Source organism: Nonomuraea sp. NPDC050394 (assembly GCF_044459065.1).
Taxonomy (GTDB): Bacteria; Actinomycetota; Actinomycetes; order Streptosporangiales; family Streptosporangiaceae; genus Nonomuraea.
This window is the reverse complement of record NZ_JBITIO010000008.1, coordinates 466,794-485,379: the sequence shown is the minus strand read 5'-3', so window position 1 is coordinate 485,379 and position 18,586 is coordinate 466,794. Positions and strand designations below refer to the sequence as shown.

At 74.8% G+C, this 18,586-nt stretch carries 17 protein-coding genes; 13 read left to right on the top strand and 4 right to left on the bottom strand.

Features of this window, described 5'->3' with window-relative positions; translation table 11 throughout:
- Nucleotides 1–121 precede the first annotated feature (121 nt).
- The 8 genes from ACIBKY_RS31215 to menC are packed head-to-tail and all read left to right on the top strand — an operon-like array spanning nucleotide 122 to nucleotide 10,135.
- Nucleotides 122–1,666 carry an ABC transporter substrate-binding protein gene (locus ACIBKY_RS31215; RefSeq protein WP_397102112.1) on the top strand — a complete coding sequence of 515 codons (1,545 nt, stop codon included), beginning with the start codon at nucleotides 122–124 and terminating at the stop codon, nucleotides 1,664–1,666.
- Nucleotide 1,667: 1 nt separating this feature from the next.
- Nucleotides 1,668–2,603: an ABC transporter permease gene (locus ACIBKY_RS31210; protein WP_397102110.1), complete on the top strand. Its 936-nt coding sequence runs from the start codon at nucleotides 1,668–1,670 to the stop codon at nucleotides 2,601–2,603.
- Nucleotides 2,600–3,394 (top strand): ABC transporter permease, encoded by a 795-nt coding sequence (locus ACIBKY_RS31205; protein WP_397102108.1) that lies wholly within the window; start codon nucleotides 2,600–2,602, stop codon nucleotides 3,392–3,394. The genes ACIBKY_RS31210 and ACIBKY_RS31205 overlap by 4 nt, the downstream gene beginning before the upstream one ends.
- The gene (locus ACIBKY_RS31200; RefSeq protein ID WP_397102106.1) at nucleotides 3,391–5,055 is read left to right on the top strand and encodes an oligopeptide/dipeptide ABC transporter ATP-binding protein; all 1,665 of its coding nucleotides are present in this window, start codon (nucleotides 3,391–3,393) and stop codon (nucleotides 5,053–5,055) included. Before ACIBKY_RS31205 ends, ACIBKY_RS31200 begins: the two co-directional genes overlap by 4 nt.
- Before the next feature lie 54 nt (nucleotides 5,056–5,109).
- Nucleotides 5,110–6,645, top strand: coding sequence for an amidohydrolase family protein (locus ACIBKY_RS31195; RefSeq protein ID WP_397102104.1), 1,536 nt, complete (start codon nucleotides 5,110–5,112; stop codon nucleotides 6,643–6,645).
- The gene (locus tag ACIBKY_RS31190; RefSeq protein ID WP_397102102.1) at nucleotides 6,642–8,210 is read left to right on the top strand and encodes a PucR family transcriptional regulator; all 1,569 of its coding nucleotides are present in this window, start codon (nucleotides 6,642–6,644) and stop codon (nucleotides 8,208–8,210) included. Before ACIBKY_RS31195 ends, ACIBKY_RS31190 begins: the two co-directional genes overlap by 4 nt.
- Nucleotides 8,211–8,264: 54 nt before the next feature.
- Nucleotides 8,265–9,029 carry a GNAT family N-acetyltransferase gene (locus tag ACIBKY_RS31185; protein WP_397102100.1) on the top strand — a complete coding sequence of 255 codons (765 nt, stop codon included), beginning with the start codon at nucleotides 8,265–8,267 and terminating at the stop codon, nucleotides 9,027–9,029.
- On the top strand, nucleotides 9,026–10,135 hold the full coding sequence (gene menC / locus ACIBKY_RS31180) for an o-succinylbenzoate synthase (protein ID WP_397102098.1): 1,110 nt from the start codon (nucleotides 9,026–9,028) through the stop codon (nucleotides 10,133–10,135). Before ACIBKY_RS31185 ends, menC begins: the two co-directional genes overlap by 4 nt.
- Here the strand turns inward: menC and ACIBKY_RS31175 are convergent.
- Nucleotides 10,125–11,312, bottom strand: coding sequence for an N-acetylglucosamine-6-phosphate deacetylase (locus ACIBKY_RS31175; protein WP_397102096.1), 1,188 nt, complete (start codon nucleotides 11,310–11,312; stop codon nucleotides 10,125–10,127). The genes menC and ACIBKY_RS31175 overlap by 11 nt on opposite strands.
- A gap of 105 nt (nucleotides 11,313–11,417) precedes the next feature.
- Here ACIBKY_RS31175 and ACIBKY_RS31170 point away from each other — a divergent pair, with 105 nt between their 5' ends.
- From ACIBKY_RS31170 to ACIBKY_RS31150, 5 genes are all read left to right on the top strand, one after another.
- On the top strand, nucleotides 11,418–11,564 hold the full coding sequence (locus ACIBKY_RS31170; protein ID WP_397102094.1) for a hypothetical protein: 147 nt from the start codon (nucleotides 11,418–11,420) through the stop codon (nucleotides 11,562–11,564).
- A gap of 80 nt (nucleotides 11,565–11,644) precedes the next feature.
- Entirely contained in the window at nucleotides 11,645–12,667 is a 1,023-nt protein-coding gene (locus ACIBKY_RS31165) for a FecCD family ABC transporter permease (protein ID WP_397102092.1), read from the top strand.
- Between the two features lies 1 nt (nucleotide 12,668).
- Entirely contained in the window at nucleotides 12,669–13,460 is a 792-nt protein-coding gene (locus tag ACIBKY_RS31160) for an ABC transporter ATP-binding protein (protein WP_397102090.1), read from the top strand.
- Between the two features lie 5 nt (nucleotides 13,461–13,465).
- Nucleotides 13,466–14,437: an ABC transporter substrate-binding protein gene (locus ACIBKY_RS31155; protein ID WP_397102172.1), complete on the top strand. Its 972-nt coding sequence runs from the start codon at nucleotides 13,466–13,468 to the stop codon at nucleotides 14,435–14,437.
- Nucleotides 14,434–15,642 (top strand): MFS transporter, encoded by a 1,209-nt coding sequence (locus tag ACIBKY_RS31150; RefSeq protein ID WP_397102088.1) that lies wholly within the window; start codon nucleotides 14,434–14,436, stop codon nucleotides 15,640–15,642. Before ACIBKY_RS31155 ends, ACIBKY_RS31150 begins: the two co-directional genes overlap by 4 nt.
- Here the strand turns inward: ACIBKY_RS31150 and ACIBKY_RS31145 are convergent.
- The 3 genes from ACIBKY_RS31145 to ACIBKY_RS31135 all read right to left on the bottom strand — a co-directional run bounded on the left by ACIBKY_RS31145 (nucleotide 15,590) and on the right by ACIBKY_RS31135 (nucleotide 18,503).
- Entirely contained in the window at nucleotides 15,590–16,675 is a 1,086-nt protein-coding gene (locus ACIBKY_RS31145) for a serine hydrolase domain-containing protein (RefSeq protein ID WP_397102086.1), read from the bottom strand. The genes ACIBKY_RS31150 and ACIBKY_RS31145 overlap by 53 nt on opposite strands.
- Before the next feature lie 101 nt (nucleotides 16,676–16,776).
- Nucleotides 16,777–17,421 (bottom strand): response regulator, encoded by a 645-nt coding sequence (locus ACIBKY_RS31140; RefSeq protein WP_397102084.1) that lies wholly within the window; start codon nucleotides 17,419–17,421, stop codon nucleotides 16,777–16,779.
- Complete coding sequence (locus ACIBKY_RS31135; RefSeq protein ID WP_397102082.1) at nucleotides 17,409–18,503, bottom strand: sensor histidine kinase; 1,095 nt, start codon at nucleotides 18,501–18,503, stop codon at nucleotides 17,409–17,411. Before ACIBKY_RS31135 ends, ACIBKY_RS31140 begins: the two co-directional genes overlap by 13 nt.
- Nucleotides 18,504–18,586 lie beyond the last annotated feature (83 nt).

The following is an 18,586-nucleotide window of genomic DNA, read 5'->3' as shown; positions in this document are numbered from 1 at the left end:
GCACCGATTGGCCTGCAGGACGAGGCGGGGACCGCGGGTTTTGGCTGCCGGGTCAGTGAACGGCGGCTGTCCGGCTTCTAGCGTCCGACTGTCCCCGCCCGTTCTTTTCCGAGGTGGTCCCATGACATACGCGAAGGCCGCGACCGCCGCCGTCGTACTCGCGCTCACCACCGCCTGCTCCTCCGGGGCGAGCCCGGCCCAGGCCCGCGACTCGCTGGTCTGGGGCCTGGCCTCCGAGCCCAACAGCCTGGACATCGCGCACGGCTTCAACAAGTCCTCGACCCTCGTCCAGAGCGCCGTCCTCGACACGATCGTCGCGCTCGACTCCACGGGCAAGCCGGTGCCGAGGCTGGCCGACTGGACCCAGCCCGACCCGGCCACCTACCTGTTCACGCTCCGCAAGGGGATCCGCTTCTCCGACGGCAGCCCGCTGACCGCCGACGACGCCGCCTTCTCCCTGAGCCGCCACCTCGATCCGAAGGTCGCCTCGCAGGCCGCCTCCTACTTCACGGGGGTCAAGCGGGTCGAGGCCGTGGGCGAGGGGCAGGTCAAGGTCACGATGAAGCGGCCGAGCCCGGCGTTCCTGGCCGTGGCGGCGACCGCCTGGCAGGTGACGCCGCGCAAGCTGGCCGAGGCACATCCCAAGGACCTGGGCAGCCCCGAGGTGGGCACGGTGGGCACCGGCCCGTTCAAGGTGAGCAGGTTCTCGCTCACCTCGGGCGTGGTGCTGGAGCGCAACCCGTCCTACTGGGGCAGGCCGCCCGCGCTGCGCAGGCTGGAGTTCAAGACCATCCCCGACCCGGAGACGCTGCGGCTGGCCGTCAGGTCGGGCGAGGTGGACGCCACCGACGGGCTCAACGTCCGCGACGCGCGCAAATGGACGAACCTGCCCGGGGTCAAGGCGATCTTCTACCCGGGCAACTCCATCGCGTACCTGTCGCTGGCGGTCAAGTCCGGCCCGCTGAAGGACCCGCACGTGCGCAAGGCCATCGCCCACGCGGTCGACCGCAAGGCGGTGGCGCAGCTGATGACCGCCGGGCACGGCACCCCCGCGACGATCATGCTGCCGCGGCCGCAGATCACCGCCCTGTACGGCGACGACCTGCCCGGCCTGCCCGAGCACGCCCACGACCTGGCCGCCGCCAAGGCGGAACTGGCCAAGTCCGGCTATCCGGACGGCTTCGAGCTGAAGGCCCCGTACGCCTCCACCGGCGACACCGGCACCGTCATGCAGGCGGTCGCCGCGGACCTGGCCAAGATCGGCATCAGGCTCGTCCTGGAGCCCAGCCCGACCGACCAGTACGTCTCGCGCGTCATGGAGCACGACCGCCTGTCCATCCAGTTCGTCAACCTGGCCTACGGCACGCCCGAGCCGATCGAGGTGCTGCCCGACCTGGTCAGCCGCGCCTCCGCCGAGCCGCAGGGCTTCAACTTCTCCGGCTACGGCACCGCCGAGACCGACAGGCGCCTCGACGTGCTCTCCTCTGCCACCGGCGAGGAGAAGAAGACCCAGGTCACGGCGCTGCTGAAGGAGATCGCCGAGCAGGTGCCCTACGTCCCGCTCTACTCCGCCGACTACGCGGCCGCCCTCAGCGAGAAGTTCACCGTCGGCTTCGACACCTGGACCGTCGACACCTTCGCCAACCTGCGCCCGGCGGGCCGCTGACATGGCGGTCGTCAAACGCCTGTGCTCGGCGGTCCTGCTGCTCGGCGTCCTGTCGGTGCTCACCTACGGCCTGCTGGCCGCGGCGCCGGGCGGCCCCGAGCACGTGCTGCTGGGCGGCCGCCCGTCCACGCCGGAGACCAGGGCCGCCATCCGCGAGCAGTACCACCTCGACGATCCCTTCCCCGTCCGCTACGCGCGCTGGCTCGGCGACGCGGTGCGCGGCGACTTCGGCACCTCGATCTACTCCCGCGAGCCCGTCACCGCCGTGCTCGCCGAGCGGCTGCCCGTCACGGCCGCGCTCGCCGGCTACGCGCTCACGCTCACGGTGGTGGCCGGCGTGCCGGCCGGCCTCGCCGCCGCGATGCGCCGCGGCGGCGCCCTCGACCAGGGCATCACCTTGACCTCGCTGGTCGCGCTGTCGATCCCGCCGTTCGCGCTGAGCATCCTGTTGCTGTACGGCTTCGCCGTCACGCTGGGCTGGTTCCCCGTCTTCGGCGCCGGGGACACCCCGCTGGAACGGCTGACCCACCTGACGCTTCCGGCGATCGCGCTGGCCACCGCGCAGGCGGCGATCGTGGTCAGGCAGATGCGCGCCGCCGCGCTCGACCTGGCCGCGCAGGACTTCCTGACCTTCGCCAGAGCCCGCGGCCTGCCCAGGCGGCGCGTGTGGATCAGCTACGCGCTGCGCAACGCGGCGCTGCCGGTGCTGACCGTGGGCGGGCTGCTGCTGGCGGCCAACCTGACCGGCTCGGTCTTCGTCGAGCAGGCCTTCGGGCTGCATGGCCTCGGCGCGCTTCTGATCGGCGCCGTCGGCCAGAAGGACATCCCGGTGGTGCAGGCGCTCGTCCTGCTCGGCGGCGCGATCGTGATCGCCGTGAACCTGCTCATCGACCTGGCCTACGTGGCCGTCGACCCGAGGGTGAGGCGGCGGGCATGAGGGTGTTCCTGATGGGTGTGCTGGGGCTGGCGCTGGTGGCGGCCGTGGCGGGGACGTGGCTGGCGCCGTACGATCCGGGCGCGCAGGATCTCGCGCTCGGCGCGGCCGGGCCGAGCGCGGCGCACTGGCTCGGCACCGACGACCTGGGCCGCGACGTGCTGTCGCGGCTGCTGGCAGGGGCGGGCTCGGCGCTGCTGTGGCCGGTGGTGGTGGCCGTCTGCACGATGCTGCTGAGCACGTCGCTCGGGCTGCTGGCCGGCTACCGGCGGGGCTGGGTGGACGCGGTCATGATGCGCGCGGTCGACCTGGCCATCGCGCTGCCGGGCATGCTCGTGCTGATCGTGGTCGTGGGCGTGCTCGGCGGCGGATACGGCTGGGCCGTCCTGGCCATGGCGGTGCTGTTCACGCCGGGCGACATCCGGGTGATCCGCAGCCTCACCCTGGCCCAGCGCGAGCTCGCGTACGCGGAGGCGGCCAGGACGCTGGGGCTGCGGCCGGCGCGGATCATGTTCAGGCACCTGCTGCCGAACCTCGCGCCCACGGTGGTGGCCGGCGCGCTGCTCAGCTTCGTGGCCGCGCTGGTGGCGCTGGCCGGCCTGTCATTCCTGGGCGTCGGGCTGCCTGCGGGCACGCCCGACTGGGGCCTGATGGTCGAGGAGAACCGCGGCCTGCTCGACCTGAACCCGTGGGCGGCCATCGCCCCCGCGGCGCTGATCACCGTGGTCGCCTGCGCGGCGACCCTGCTGGGCGACCGGGCGTTCGAGTCGCTGTCGAAGGGAGGGCTGCGATGAGGATCTCCGCGCTGCGCGTGGCCGGGGCCGGGCTCATCGTGGACGGCGTCGACCTGGAGGTCTCGCCGGGTGAGACCGTGGGCCTGGTCGGCGAGTCGGGCAGCGGCAAGTCGCTGACCGCGCGGGCCGCCGCCGGGCTGCTGCCGAAGGGGCTGCGGGCCGAGGGCTCGGTCGCCTTCGACGGCAGGGAGTTCCTGGGCGCGCGCGAGCGGACGTGGCGCTCGGTGCGCGGCACCCGGGTGAGCCTGCTCATGCAGGACCCCTTCGCCATGCTGAACCCGCTGCGCACGGCCGGCGCCCACATCGCCGAGTCGCTGCGGGGCCACGGGAGCCGGGCGGAGGTGGCGCGCCGGCTGGCCGAGGTCGGGATCGACGACCCCGGCGTGGCCGGGCGCCATCCCTTCCAGCTGTCCGGCGGGATGCGCCAGCGGGTGGCGCTGGCCGCCGCGCTGGCCGGCGACCCCGAACTGCTCATCGCCGACGAGCCCACCACGGCCCTGGACGCCACCACGCAGCACGACATCCTCATGCTGATCAAGAGCGTGCAGGCGGCGCGCGGCATGGGCGTGCTGCTCATCACCCACGACCTGCGGGTCGCCTTCGAGCTGTGCGACAGGGTCGCCGTCATGTACGCGGGCCGCGTCGTCGAGCAGGGCCCGGCCGCCGAGCTGGCCAGGTCCCCCGCGCACCCGTACACCGCCGGGCTGCTGGCGGCGGTGCCGGCCGCGGACCGCCGCCTGGCCCGGCTGAGCGGCATCAGGGGCAGCGTTCCCACGGCCGCGGAGGTGACGGCCACGTGCGCGTTCGCCGCCCGCTGCGACCAGGCGACGCACGCGTGCGAGGCGGAACGGCCGCCGCTGCGCGAGCTGGGTCCCGGCCGCCGCACGGCGTGCCTGCACGAGGTGCGCCCCCGCCCCCGCGCGGAGGAGGCCGCGCCGCCCGAACGCCCGGCGGCGGGGGCCGAGGTGCTGCGCGTCACCGGCCTGCGCAAACGCTACGGCGGGCACGTCGCGCTCGGCGGCGTCTCCCTGCACGTGGGCCGGGGCGAGACCGTCGGCGTGGTCGGCGGCTCCGGCTCAGGCAAGACCACGCTGGCCCGCTGCGTCCTCGGGCTGGTCACCCCCGATTCGGGCACGATCGCGCTGGCCGACGCCGTACGCCCCCGGCACCGGCTCGTGCAGTGCGTCTTCCAGGACCCCTCGACCTCGCTCAACCCGGCCATGACCGTCGGCGCCGCGCTGGCCGAGGCCGCCGCGCAGGGCCAGGAGGAGGGCAGGCCGGACGTGCGGGAACTGCTGGAGCTCGTCGGCCTGCCCTCCTCCTACGCCGACCGGCGTCCCGCGGGCCTGTCGGGCGGCGAGCGGCAGCGCGTGGCCATCGCCAGGGCGCTGTCGGTCCGGCCCGAGCTGCTGATCTGTGACGAGCCCGTGGCCTCGCTGGACGTCTCGGTCCAGGCCCACGTGCTGGAGCTGCTGCGGGAGGTGGGCGGCAGCATGCTGTTCATCACCCACGACCTCGCGGTGGTCAGGCAGCTGGCCGACCGGCTGGTGGTGCTCTCGCGCGGTGAGGTGGTGGAGAGCGGCGGCACCGCCGAGGTCCTCGACTCCCCTGCCCACGACTACACGCGCCGCCTCTTGGCTTCGGTACCAGCTATCCCATGACATTTCAGCCTTTCTCACTAGCGCCCGCGACACCGGGCAGGGGAGTCTTGCACCATGCATGACCTGCTACTACGCGACGGAACCGTGCACGACGGCCTCGGCGGCCCGCCCCGGACCGCCGACGTCGCGATCACCGGGGGCCGCGTCACCGCGGTCGGCCGCGGCCTCGGCCCCGCCCGCCGGGTGATCGACGTCTCCGGGCTCGTCGTCGCCCCCGGCTTCGTGGACCCGCACAGCCACTCCGACACCGTGCCCTTCCTGGACGAGCCACAGCCGTTCAAGCTCTTCCAGGGCGTCACCACGGAGATCGTCGGCAACTGCGGCTTCTCCTGCGGCCCCACCGACCCGGCGACCAGCGGCTTCATACCCTCCTTGCTGTCGGGCAACGAGTTCCGCGCGTTCGGCGACTACCTCGACGCCGCCGAGGCCGCCGGTCCGAGCAACAACCTCGCCGTCCTGGTCGGCCACCACACGCTGCGCCTGGCCGTCTCGGGCATGAACGCCGAGATCACGCCGGGACAGCTGGCGCACATGTGCGAGCTGGCCGCCCAGAGCTTCGAGGCGGGCGCGGCCGGGCTATCCAGCGGCCTGGAGTACGTGCCCGGCGCCTACGCGAACGTGGACGAGCTGGTCGCGCTGGCGCTGGTGGGCAAGCGGTGGGGCCTGCCGTACGCGACGCACATGCGCAGTGAGAGCGAGGGGCTCGCCGACGCGCTCGACGAGGCGATCGCGGTGGCGCGGCGGGCGGGCGTGCGGCTGCAGGTCTCGCACTGCAAGGCGTCGGGACGGGCGGTGCACGGCGCGTCGGCCATGGTGCTGGACAAGCTGGCCCGCGCCCGCCGCGAGGGCGTGGACGTGCGCGCCGACGTCTACCCCTACCTCGCCTTCGGTACCGGGCTGGTGGCCGTGCTGCCGCCGGCCGCGTGCGAGGGCGGTGAGGAGGCGCTGCGGGCCAGGCTCGCCGACCCGGCCGCGCGGGCCGCGCTGCGCGCGCTGGCCGAGAGCCCGGACACCGGCACCGGCGTCGGCATCTGGCGCGAGCTGCACCCGGCCGACGTGCAGATCCTCACGCACACCGACCCGGGCATCGCCGGCAAGCGCCTGTCCGACCTGGGCGGCGACCCGTGGGAGGCACTGTGCGACCTGGTACGGCTGGACCCGCGGGCCTCCGGCGTCTTCCACACCATGCACGAGAGCGACCTGCGCGCCTTCCTGGCCGACCCGCTGGTGTCGGTCGGCTCCGACGGCGGGCCGCCGATCGGGCCCAACCACCCGCGCACCTTCGGCGCCTTCCCCGTCTACCTGGGCGAGTACGTCACCGAGGAGGAACTGCCCGAGGCGATCCGCAAGGTCAGCTCCGCCGCGGCGGCCCAGTTCGGCCTGGAGGGCCGCGGCTGGCTGGCGCCCGGGGCGGTCGCGGACGTGGTCGTCCTCGACCGGGACCGGATCGGTCACGCGGGCACCTACGAGCAGCCGGACGTGCGGCCCACCGGCGTCGAGCACGTCTTCCTCGCCGGGCACCAGGTGATCGCCGGCGGCGAGTTCACCGGCGGCAGGCACGGCCGGATCCTCAGGCGAGGAGCCCGGTGACGGCCGGCGGGCGGGTCACGCTGGGCGTCCTGGTCGACAGCCTCGGCTCCGAGGTGGCGCGCCCGCTGGCCCTGCCGCGCGGCAGGGAGCCGCTGGTCGGCTCGCCGGTCATCTACGACCCCGAAGAGGCGCCGGTCCGGCTGGACGGGGCGGCGCTGCTGGTGACCGGGCGGCCCTCGGCCGAGATCCTGGCCCGCGCGGGCGAGAGCCGGGTGGCCGCGGTGTTCGTCAAGCTTGGCACCTGCGACCCGGACACGCTGGCGGCGGCGGCGCGGGCGGCGGGCATCGCGCTGCTCGCCGTTCCGCCGGAGCTGTCGTGGGGCCAGCTCTACACGCTCATCGACGCCCTCCTCGCGCTGGTCGGCCCGGCCCAGGACCCGGGCGGCACCCGCGCCGCGGACCTGTTCGCGCTGGCCAACGAGGTGGCCCGCAAGGTGGGCGGCGCGGTGGCGATCGAGGACCTGGCGATGCGCGTGCTCGCCTACTCCACGGTGGAGGGCCAGCGCATCGACGACCTGCGCAAGGAGGGCATCCTGGGGCGCAGGGTGCCCGAGCACCCGACCAACGCCGAGGAGTACGCGGGCGTGCTGCGCGCCGACGGCGCGGTCTGGAGCTACGTGCCGCGCGAGTTCTACCCCCGTCTGGCCATCGCGATCCGCGCCCACGGCGAGGCGCTCGGCACGATCTGGGCGGTGCAGGCCGACCGGCCCCTGGCCGCCGACGCCGAGGTGGCGCTGATGGAGGCGGCCGCCGCCGCGGCGCCGCACCTGGCGCGGATCAACCTGGCCGCCGACGAGGCACGGCGGCGGCGTGATGAGTGCCTGGGCTGGCTCCTGCGCGGCGTCGGCGCCGTGGACGAGCTGGCCACCTCCTTCGGCCTGCTGCCCGGCGAGCCGCTCACCGTGGTGACGCTCGGCCCGTACGCGGGCACCGCCGACGCCTTCGCCGCCGCCCACGCCGCCGACATGCTGCGCACCGCCTATCTGGCCTACCGGATCAGGGCGGCGGCGGGCGTGGCGGGTGGCCGCGCCTACGCGATCGTCGCGGCCGAGGCGGGCGCGCCGCTGCTGCGCCGGATCACCCTGGACACGCTGGCCAGGGTGAGCGAGCGCCTGGGCGGCGGGTGGCGGGCCGGGCTGGGCCGTACCGCGAACAGCGTGGGCGGGGTGCCTGCCGGAGCCCGCCAGGCCGAGGAGGCGCTGCGCGCGGTCTGCGGGCCGTTCGCCCAGGAGCCGGTCGGCGCGCACGGGGAGCTGTCGGCGGCGCTGTTCCTCATGGACGTGGACGCGGCGCTGCGCCCCAAACCCTCCCTGTACGGCGAGCCGCTCGACCTCGTCTCCGCCCACGACGCCAAACACGGCACCGACTACGTACGCAGCCTGGCCGTCTGGATCGGCGCCCACTACGACGTCCCCCGGGCCGCCGAGCTGCTGTCGCTGCACCCCAACACGCTGCGCTACCGGCTGCGCAGGATCGGCGAGCTGATCGCGCTCGACGATCCGGACACCCGCCTGGTGCTGGCCCTGCAGCTACGGCTGAGCGGCGCCACAAAGGCGGGCGGGTGAAGTTGGGCGCGCACGCCAACGCCCGCGCGGGCGCGCGCCGCGATGCTGTGGTCCATGGCCGAACTCCTCATCCGTTCCCTTGACGGCACCGCGGCGCTGCGGCGGGCCGACCGACTGCTGCGCGAGGTCTGGGGGACCAGACCCGGCGACGACCCGCCGCTCGCGCTCGACCTGATGTGCGCCTTCGCCCACACCGGCGGGTACGTGGGCGGCGCCTTCCTGGACGGCGAGCTCGCGGGCGTGGCGGCCGGGTTCATCGCGGGCGACCGCAGCCTGCACTCGCACGTGGCGGGCGTGGCATCGGGCGCGCGCGGGCGTGGCGTCGGCAGGGCGCTGAAGGAGCACCAGCGTGCGTGGGCGGCCGATCGCGGCCTGAGCGCCGTCTCCTGGACCTTCGACCCGCTGGTCAGGAGGAACGCGTTCTTCAACCTGGCCAGGCTGGGCGCGCGGGTGGTGGCGTACCTGCCCGACTTCTACGGGCCGATGCACGACGGCATCAACGACGGCGGGCCCTCCGACCGGCTGTTCGTGACCTGGCCGACGTGGGCCGCCGACCCCTCCCCCGCGCCCGACGGGGCCGAGCGTGGCGTGGTCGTGGTCGACGAGTCGGGGACCGTACACGGTCATGACGGCGCGGGCGTGCTGCGGTGCGCGACGCCGGCCGACGTGGAGGCGCTGCGGACGGCCGAGCCGCGGGAGGCGCTGCGGTGGCGCGCGGCGATGGAGGACGGGCTCGGCGGCGCGCTGGCCCAGGGCTACGAGGTCACCGGGTTCACCCGCGGCGGCTGGTACCTGCTGGCCAGGGGAGGCGAGAAGTGAAGATCGACGGCGTCGAACTGCGCGAGGTGGCGTTGCCGCTGGTCAGCCCGTTCCGTACCTCGCTGGGCACGCAGCACGAGCGCAACGCGCTGCTCGTGCGCGTGGTCGGCGGCGAGACCGAGGGGTGGGGCGAGTGCGCGGCCGAGGACGAGCCGACCTACTCCCCCGAGTACCTGGCGGGGGCCGCGGACCTGATCCGGCGCTTCGCGCTGCCCGCCCTGGCGCCGCACGGCCTGGACCCGGCCGCCGTCGGGCCCGCCCTGCGGCACCTGCGCGGCCACGTCATGGCCAAGGCCGCCGTGGAGACGGCGGTGCTGGACTGCTGGCTGCGCGCCCACGGCGTCAGCCTCGCCCAGCACCTCGGCGGGGTACGGCGACGCGTGCGCGTGGGCGTCTCGGTGGGCATCGCCGAGACCGTGGACGCGCTGCTGGAGACCGTGGACAAGCACCTGACCGCCGGGTACGCCCGGATCAAGCTGAAGATCGAGCCCGGCTGGGACCTGGAGCCGGTCAGGGCGGTGCGTGAGACGTTCGGCCCCGGCGTGATGCTGACCGTGGACGCCAACACCGCCTACACCCCCGCCGACCTGAGGCACCTGGCCCAGCTCGACGCGTACGGGCTGACGCTGATCGAGCAGCCCTTCGCGCCGGGCGACCTGCGCTCACACGCGGCGCTCGCCGCCCGCCTCGACACCCCCGTGTGCCTGGACGAGAGCATCACCAGCGCCCGCGACGCCGCCGAGGCGATCAGGATGGGCGCCTGCTCGATCATCAACATCAAGCCCGGCCGCGTCGGCGGCTATCTGGAGGCCCGGCGCGTGCACGACGTGGCCGAGGCCAACGGGGTGCCCGTCTGGTGCGGCGGCATGCTGGAGACCGGCCTCGGCAGGGCCGCCAACCTGGCGCTGGCCGGGCTGCCCGGCTTCACCCTGCCGGGCGACATCTCGGCCACCGAGCGCTACTACCACCGCGACATCACCCGCCCGTTCGTCCTGGACGGCGGCGAACTGCCCGTGCCGCAGGGCCCCGGCATCGGCGTCACGCCCGATCCCGAGGCGCTGGAGGCGTGCACCACGAGCGTGGAGTGGATCCCGCTCAGCGCGTGAGAACGCCTTCACCGGCCACGCCGTCGAGGTCCATGAGCCAGCGTCCGCCCACGACGGTGGCCCGCGCGGTCAGGTCGTCGTCGAGCAGGGCCAGGTCGGCGTGGCCGCCGGGGCGCAGCGTGCCCTGGCGGCGCAGCCCGAGCACCGCGGCCGGCACCCGGGTCGCGGTGGCGACGGTCGCGGGCACGCTCAGCCCGGCCGCCCGGCGCAGGTGGCCGAGCATGCGGTCGAGCCCGGTCGTGCTCCCGGCGAAGGCGGTGCGGTCGGGCAGCATGCCGACGCCGTCCTCGACGACGCAGCACAGATTTCCCAGCCGGTACGGCGTGCCCTCCGCCAGCCCCAGCCCCGGCGTCGAGTCGGAGACCACGGTCAGCCGCCCGCCCAGGCACCGGTGGGCGATGCGCAGCAGCTCGGGCGGCAGGTGCCGGTCGTCGGCGATGACCTCGGCGCTCAGCCCGGTGGAGGCCAGCGACTCCTCCAGCAGTCCCGGCACCCGCCACGGCCCCTCGCGGCGCAGCGCGGACTGCCCGCTCCACAGATGGGTCAGGTGCGTGGCCCCGGCGGCCACCGCGGCGGCGAACCGCGCCCCGGCCGCCTGGCTGTGCCCGATGGCCACGACCGCGCCCGCCGCGGCGAACGCCCGGGTGGCCGCGATCCCGCCCGGCAGTTCGGGGGCGAGCGTCACCATCGTCGGCGACCCGGCCCGCAGCAGGACCTTCACCTCCTCCGGCCGGGGGTCGCGCAGCAGCGCCGGGTCGTGCGCCCCGGCCTGTTCCGGCGCCAGGAACGGTCCTTCCAGGTGGACCCCGATCAGCCGGACACCGGACGAGCGGTGACCCGCGGCGAAGGACAGGCACTCGGCCAGGTGTGACAGCGCGGAGGTGGCCAGCGACGCCTGCACCGCGGTGACGCCGGAGCGGGCGTGGGCCGCCAGGACGGCGTCGTACCCGGCGGCGTCCGGGGTGTCGAAGCCGTGCCCGGCGGCGCCGTGGGTGTGCAGGTCGATGAGGCCGGGGGTCAGGTAGCGCCCGCCCGCGTCCAGGCGGGTGAGGCCGGGCGGCAGTTGCCCGTGCGGCACCAGCGCCTCGATCTCGCCGTCGCGGACCAGTACGGCCAGGTCGGCCTCGATCGTACGGGCCAGCACGATCCGGGCGCCGACCAGTGCGTAGCGGCTCATGTGGTCCTCTCGCGACGGTTGCGCACCCTGTCTACCTCACCCGTTCCGCGCCCATCAAGATCTCGCCCGGCGCATAGACCGCTCCACGGGGGTAGCTGGAAGCACATGGCGACAATCATCGATCGGGTGCGCGCGTACCTGCGCAGCCCGCGTGGCAGGCAGAACGTAGAGAAGGCGAAGCGGCTGGCCCGCGACCCCCGCACACGGCAGAAGGCCAGGGGCTTCCTGGACCGGCTGCGAAGGAGGCGCTGAGCTGATCATGTAGCCGTCCCCGGGGCCGCTCCGCCGGTGGTAGGGTCGCGTGAAAATGATTGCCGTTATCGGAGTCAATCTTGCGATCCCTTGTCCTCTTGCTGACCGCCGTGCTCGCGGTGTCGGTGCTGCTGGCGATCGGCGTCGGCGCCGCGGCGGTACCGCCCGCACAGACCCTGCGTTATCTCTGGGCGGCGCTGACCGGCGCCGCGATCACGCCGGACGAGGTGACCACGTACCAGATCGTCTGGCAGGTGCGCGCCCCGCGCGTGATCCTCGCGGTGCTGGTCGGGGCCGGGCTCAGCGCGGCCGGCGTGGCCATCCAGGCCATGGTGCGCAACGCGCTGGCCGACCCGTTCGTGCTCGGCGTCTCCTCCGGGGCCTCGGCCGGCGCCGTGCTGGTGGGCGTCACCGGCGCGCTCACCGCGCTCGGCATCTACGCCGTCAGCGCCGGCGCCTTCCTCGGCGCCCTGCTCGCCTCCGCCCTCGTCTACTTCGTCGCCCGGCAGGGCGGCGGGCTGACCCCGCTGCGGCTCGTGCTGACCGGAGTGGCGGCGGCGTTCGGCTTCCAGGCCGTGATGAGCGTGATCGTCTACTTCGCGCCGGACGGCGAGGCCACCAGCACCGTCCTGTACTGGTCGATGGGCGGGTTCGGCGCGGCGACCTGGGGCGCCCTGCCCGTCGTCGCCGCCGTCACGCTCGCCGCGCTCGTCGTCCTGCGCGGGCTCGGCCGCCGCCTGGACGTGCTGGCGCAGGGTGACGAGAGCGCCGCCGCTCTCGGCGTCGACACGGTACGGCTGCGCCGCGGCCTGTTCGTGCTCACCTCCCTGGCCACCGGGGCGATGGTCGCGGTCAGCGGCGCGATCGGCTTCGTCGGCCTGGTCATGCCCCACCTGGTCCGCCTGCTGGTGGGCGCCGCCCACACCCGCGTGCTCACGATCGCCCCCTTGGCCGGCGCGATCTTCATGGTGTGGGCCGACCTGCTCGCGCGGACCGTGGTCGCGCCCAGGGAGCTGCCGATCGGCGTGATCACCGCCCTGGCCGGCGTGCCCGTGTTCGTCACGCTGCTGCGCCGGCGCGGCTACCTGTTCGGGCGGGCCTGACATGGCCCTGCTCCTCGACGGCCTGTCCGTCTCCGCGGGCGCGGCCGACCTCGTCAGCGACCTGTGCCTGACGGTCGCCGCCGGGCAGGTCGTGGGCCTGGTCGGCCCCAACGGCTCGGGCAAGACCACCACCCTGCGCTGCGTGTACCGCGCGCTGCGGCCGAGCGCCGGAGCGGTGCGCGTGGACGGCCGGGACGTGGCCGCCATGCCGATGCGCGAGTCCGCCCGGCTGGTCGGCGCGCTCACCCAGGAGGGTCACACCGACCTCGACTTCACCGTCGAGGAGACCGTGGCACTCGGCCGGGTCCCGCATCTGCGCGGCAACCGGGCACTCGGCGCACGCGACCGCGAACTGTGCCGCCGGGCGATGGAGAGCATGGAGGTCGCGCACCTGGCCGGGCGCGGCGTGCTGTCGCTGTCGGGCGGCGAGCGCCAGCGGGTGCTGGTGGCCCGCGCGCTCGCCCAGGAGCCGCGGGTGCTCATCCTCGACGAGCCGACCAACCACCTCGACCTGCACCACCAGATCAGGCTGCTGTCGATGCTGCGCGCCGCCGGCCACACCGCGCTGGTCACCCTGCACGACCTCAACCTCGCCGCCTCGGCCTGCGACCGGCTGGCCGTCCTGTCCGGCGGCCGGCTCGTGAGCGCCGGGACACCCGGCGAGGTCCTCACCGAGGCGCTGCTGCGCGACGTCTTCGGCGTCGAGGCCAGCGTCGTCCCCCACCCCCTCACCGGCGTGCCCCAGGTCCTGTACGACCTGGGACCCGCCCAGCTGGAAGGAACCACCGCGTGAACCGCATGCTGACCGCCTGCGCCCTGACCGGGACCCTGCTGCTCGCCGGTTGCGGCGCCCGGGTCGAGGGCGGCGCCGCCGTATCGGAGAAGGCGCGCGTCAAGCGGTGCGGGCAGGAGGTCGAGTACACGATCCCGCGCCGCGCCGTCGTCTACGAGGCGGGCAGCGCGGACAAGATGTTCGCGCTCGGGCTCACCGCGCACGTGCACGGCTACGTGATGCCGCCCGCCAACCCGCCGGTCGAGGAGTCGCCCTGGGCCGCGGAGTACGCGAAGGTCAGGTTCCTCAGCGACGACCTGCTCAACCGCGAACTGGTCGTCGACGCCAAGTCCGACTTCGTCGTGGCCGGATGGCGCTCGGGCTTCAGCGACCAGCGTGGCATCACCCCGGCCATCCTGGACGGTCTGAAGATCCAGAGCTTCATGCACGCCGAGTCGTGCTTCAACTACCCCGGCTTCCCCGAGCGCGTCACGCCGTTCGAGGGCCTCTACACCGACCTCGAACGCCTCGGCCGGATCTTCCACGTCGAGGACCGTGCCCGCGCGCTGGTCGCCGGCTACCGCAAGCGGGTCGAGGCGGTACGCGCCCGGGCGCCGAAGGGCGAGCCCGTGCCCGTCTTCCTGTACGACTCGGGCACCGACAAGCCCTTCACCGCCGGCGGCCAGGTGCCGCCGAACGACATCATCCGCTTCGCCGGCGGCCGCAACGTCTTCGCCGGCCTGGACGCCCGCTGGAGCGAGGTCACCTGGGAGGCGGTCGTGGCGGCCAAGCCCGAGGTCATCATCATCCTCGACTACGGCGACAGGCCCGCGGCGGAGAAGATCCGGTTCCTGAAGGAGTCGCCGGTGACGGCCAAGCTGCCCGCCGTCGTCAACGACCGCTTCCACGTCCTGGACTACAACGAGGGCATCAGCGGGCCGCGCAACATCGACGGCCTGGAGGGCTTCGCCGCCTACCTGCGCGGGCTGCCCGGGTGAGCACGGCGACCGTCCTGCGCGACCCGGCGTTCGCGCGGCTGTGGGCGGGCACGACCGCCTCCGGGCTGGCGACGTGGGCGCTGCCGTTCGTGCTGGCGCTGGCGGTACTCGACCGCGGCCTCACCGCGACCGGCCTCGGGATCGTCCTGGCCGCCAGGACCGCAGGGTTCCTGGTCGCGGTGCCGCTCGGCGGCGTGCTCGCCGACCGGTACTCGCGCCGCGCCGTCGTCCTGTGGGCGGGGCTGGCCGCCGCGCTGGCCACGCCGGTCATCGCCCTGGGCCTCGGCCGCTCGGTCCTGCTCATGAGCGTGGCCGCCGCGGTCGCCGGCGCGGGCCAGGGCGCCTGCCGGCCCGCCTTCCAGGCGCTGACCGCCGAGGTGGTCGACGAGGCGGGGCGTCAGCGTGCCAACGCCGCCATCACGCTGGCGGTGCGGGCCACTACGCTGGCCGCGCCCGCCGCGACCGCGCTGCTCGCGACCGTCCTGGACACCTGGGCGCTGCTGACCGGCACCGGCCTGCTGTGGCTGCTGGCCGCGTTGCTGCCGCCCCGTGGCCGTCGCCCCGCGCCCGCCGCCGCGCCGGCGGCGCTGCTCGGGGAGTTCGCCGAGGGTGTGCGCGAGGCGCGGCGGCATCCCTGGTTCCTGGCCGGGCTGGCCGCGCTGACCGCCGTCGTCTTCACCGGCTATTCGGTCACGGGCGTCGCGCTCCCGCTGATCAGCCGCGACCGTTACGGCACGGAGGCGGTGCTGGCCGCCGCCCTGACCGCCTACACCGCGGGCGCGCTGGCGGGGGCGCTGCTCATGGCGCGCTGGCGGCCGCGCTCCCAGGGCTGGGCCGCGCTGTCCGGTCTCGCCCTGTACGGCTGCGCGCCGCTCAGCCTGTTGCTGCCCGTGCACCCGGTGCTGGTGGCGGGGGCGTACCTGCTGGCGGGGCTGGGCATCGAGCTGTTCAACGTGCCGTGGTTCACCGCGACGCAGCGCGAGGTGGAGCCGCGCCTGCTCGCCCGGGTCTCGTCGCTGGACTTCCTGCTCTCCTACGGCCTGGCCCCCGTAGGCCTGGCCGTCCTGGCACCGGCCATGGAGTCCTTCGGCGCCGCCCCGGTCCTCGCGGTCTGCGCCCTGGTCTGCTTCCTGGCCCCGGCCGCCGCCGCCCTCACGCCGGCGGCCCGCCACTTTCGCAGGCGGTCCGGGCCAGCAGGGTGTTGAGGGCGCGCCCCGGGTCCCCCTTGTACGGCGTGGCCGCCAGGCCGACCTCGCGCCGCCCGTCCTCGCTGCGGAAGGCGGCGGCGAAGTAGCCCGCGACGCCGCCGGCCTGGCCGTAGAAGGTGCCGCAGGGCAGCCGGACGCTCGCCAGGCCCAGCCCGTAGGAGCCGCCGGGCAGGGGCTTCTTCATCTCGGCGAGCCAGGCGGGCGGCAGCAGTCCTCCTCCGAGCAGGGCGCGCATGAAGCGGTTGAGGTCGGCGGTGGTGGAGACCATGCCGCCGGCCGCGCCGAGGACGGTCGGGTTGAGCGCGGTGATGTCGGTGACGACGCCGCCGGTCAGGGCGTGGGCGTGCGGGTGCGGGCCCTTGATCGACGGCACCGCGTCCGGGGCGGACGTCCGGGTCAGCCCGGCGCGCCGGATGACGCGCTCGGTGATCTCCGTGGCGTAGCCGCGCCCGGTGACGGCCCGGATGACCATGCCGAGCAGCACGTAGTTGGTATTGGAGTAGGAGAACGTCACGGGGGTGCGGGGCAGCTTCTCGGCCAGGCCCACCAGCTCCTGCTCGCGCCAGGTGCGCAGCGGCTCGCGCGGGTTGCCCGCGGTGTCGAGGAGTGTGGGGAAGTAGTCGGGGATGCCGCTGGTGTGGCGCAGCAGGTCCCTCAGCGTGACGCGCTCGCCCTCGCGGACGGTGCCGGGCAGCCACGTGGCGAGCGGGTCCTCCAGGGTGAGGCGGCCCTCGGCGGCCAGTTGCAGGACCACGGTGGCGGTGAACGCCTTGGTCAGGCTGCCGATCCTGAACCTGCCCGCCGCCTGGGCCGGTCGCGGCCCGCCGTACCGGATCCTGCCTTCGGCCAGCCTGTGTGTACGGCCCGCCGCCCGCACCTCGGCCAGGACGGCGAGCGAACCGTCGGCGACCGCGTCCCGCAGATGGCGACGCAACTCGGCGCGGACGCCGCCGGTGGCGGCCGCGGGGACGGCGGACAGGAGGGTCGCGGCGGCGAGTGCGGCCGCGGTGAAGCGCGCGAAGACACGCAAGGGGAACTCCTTCGATGGTGGGGTTTCGGCGCTCGCTAACGAGATCAGCGCCGGCTAACGAGATCAGCGCCGGCTAACGAGATCAGCGCCGGCTAGCGAGATCAGCGCTCGCTGCCGAGATAGGCCAGGACGGCGAGCACGCGGCGGTGGCCGCCCTCCTCGGGCGGCAGGCCGAGCTTGGTGAAGATGTTGCCGATGTGCTTGTGCACGGCGCTGCCGGTGATCGTGAGCCGGGCGCCGATGTCGGCGTTGCCGCGGCCCTGCGCCATGAGCGTGAGGACCTCGCGCTCGCGGGCGGTGAGGGCGTCGACGCGGCGTTCGCGGCCGGACATGAGCTGGGCGACGACCTCCGGGTCCATGACGGTGCCGCCCGCCGCCACCGTGCGCAGCGCGGCGACGAACTCGCCCACCCGGGCCACGCGGTCCTTGAGCAGGTAGCCGACCGCGCCGCCGCCGTCGGCGAGCAGTTCGCGGGCGTAGACGCGCTCGACGTACTGCGACAGCACCAGGATCGGCAGGCCGGGGACGGCGCGCCGGGCTTCCAGCGCCGCCCTGATGCCCTCGTCGCGGAACGTGGGCGGCAACCGTACGTCCACGATGGTCACGTCGGGGCGATGGCGCCGCACGGCGGCGACGAACCCGGGCCCGTCGGTGGCGACCTCCGCCACGTCGATGCCCTTGGCGGCCAGCAGGAGCTCCACTCCGGACGACAGCAGGACGTTGTCCTCGGCGATCACGACGCGCACGGCAGCTCCACCACCAGGCTCGTCGGGCCGCCGTGCGGGCTGCTCACCCGGAGCGCGCCGTCGAGGGCGGCGGCGCGGCGGCGGATGCCGACGACGCCGGTGCCGCGCGTCTCGTCCAGGCCGCCCACGCCGTCGTCGGCGACCTCGATGAGCAGGACGCCGCCCGCGCGTTCGACGCGGACGGTGGCCAGGCTCGCGCGGCTGTGCTTGGCGACGTTGGTGAGGGCCTCGGCCACGATGAAGTACGCCGCGGCCTCCAGCGCGGCCGGCAGTTCGCCGCCCCCGCCGAGTCGCAGGTCGACCGGGACGTCGCACCGTGCGCGGAGCGCCGCCAGCGCGCCGCCGAGCCCGCGGTCGGCCAGGATCGGCGGGTACATGGTGCGGATCACCCCGCGCAGCTCCACCATCGCCTCCTCCGCGCCCTCGTGCGCCTCCCGCAGCAGGTCGGCGACCGGTCCGCGCTCGCCGAGCGCCTCCCTGGCGACGCCGAGCCTGATGGCCAGCGCGACCAGCCGGGCCTGGGTGCCGTCGTGCAGGTCGCGTTCGATGCGGCGCAGTTCCGCCCCATGAGCGTCCAGTACGGCGGCCCGGCTCTCACCCAGCTCCGCGACCCGCTCGGTGAGCCGGTCCAGGTCGGCGGGCCCGGCCAGGGTCCGGCGGGCGTGCCCGCGGGCCACCGGCGGCGCTCCCGCGACCAGGAGCACCAGCGCCACGCCGCCGAACCCGAGCGCGGGCCCCCACCCGTCCACCGGCGCCAGCAGCACGAGTGGCCGCTCCGCCGGGTACAGCCACCAGACCGGCGCCGCCACGACCCTGCCGGCGGCGAGGAACGCGGCGAACCCGGCGAGCGCCCCGGTGAGCGCGAACTCGATGCCCCACCACCGCCCCGGGCTCGTGAGCGGAGCGGGAACCCCGAGGAGAGCCGCGGCCCGCCGCCGGTTCCACGCCGCCCAACGCCGCAACCCCGGCGCCGCCGCCGGGAGCGCGGCGAGCGGCAGCAGCGGCAGGGTGGCGAGCCCGCAGACCAGGTTGACCAGCAGATAGCGAAGCCCGCGCCACACCGCGGTCCATCGTTCGCGCATGCCGCCCAGTCTCCAGGCCACCCCTGCGCACCGTCACTACAGCCTGCTCCACCTTCGCGGACTGTCTGTACTTGGTCATGGAC

Excerpts from the sequence above, each read along its gene's own strand:
- ACIBKY_RS31215 (WP_397102112.1), top strand. The coding sequence starts at position 122 with ATGACATACGCGAAGGCCGCGACCGCCGCCGTCGTACTCGCGCTCACC.
- ACIBKY_RS31210 (WP_397102110.1), top strand. The coding sequence starts at position 1,668 with ATGGCGGTCGTCAAACGCCTGTGCTCGGCGGTCCTGCTGCTCGGCGTC.
- ACIBKY_RS31160 (WP_397102090.1), top strand. The coding sequence starts at position 12,669 with ATGGCCCTGCTCCTCGACGGCCTGTCCGTCTCCGCGGGCGCGGCCGAC.
- ACIBKY_RS31185 (WP_397102100.1), top strand. The coding sequence starts at position 8,265 with ATGGCCGAACTCCTCATCCGTTCCCTTGACGGCACCGCGGCGCTGCGG.
- ACIBKY_RS31205 (WP_397102108.1), top strand. The coding sequence starts at position 2,600 with ATGAGGGTGTTCCTGATGGGTGTGCTGGGGCTGGCGCTGGTGGCGGCC.
- ACIBKY_RS31155 (WP_397102172.1), top strand. The coding sequence starts at position 13,466 with ATGCTGACCGCCTGCGCCCTGACCGGGACCCTGCTGCTCGCCGGTTGC.
- ACIBKY_RS31195 (WP_397102104.1), top strand. The coding sequence starts at position 5,110 with ATGCATGACCTGCTACTACGCGACGGAACCGTGCACGACGGCCTCGGC.
- ACIBKY_RS31200 (WP_397102106.1), top strand. The coding sequence starts at position 3,391 with ATGAGGATCTCCGCGCTGCGCGTGGCCGGGGCCGGGCTCATCGTGGAC.
- ACIBKY_RS31175 (WP_397102096.1), bottom strand. The coding sequence starts at position 11,312 with ATGAGCCGCTACGCACTGGTCGGCGCCCGGATCGTGCTGGCCCGTACG.
- ACIBKY_RS31170 (WP_397102094.1), top strand. The coding sequence starts at position 11,418 with ATGGCGACAATCATCGATCGGGTGCGCGCGTACCTGCGCAGCCCGCGT.
- ACIBKY_RS31135 (WP_397102082.1), bottom strand. The coding sequence starts at position 18,503 with ATGCGCGAACGATGGACCGCGGTGTGGCGCGGGCTTCGCTATCTGCTG.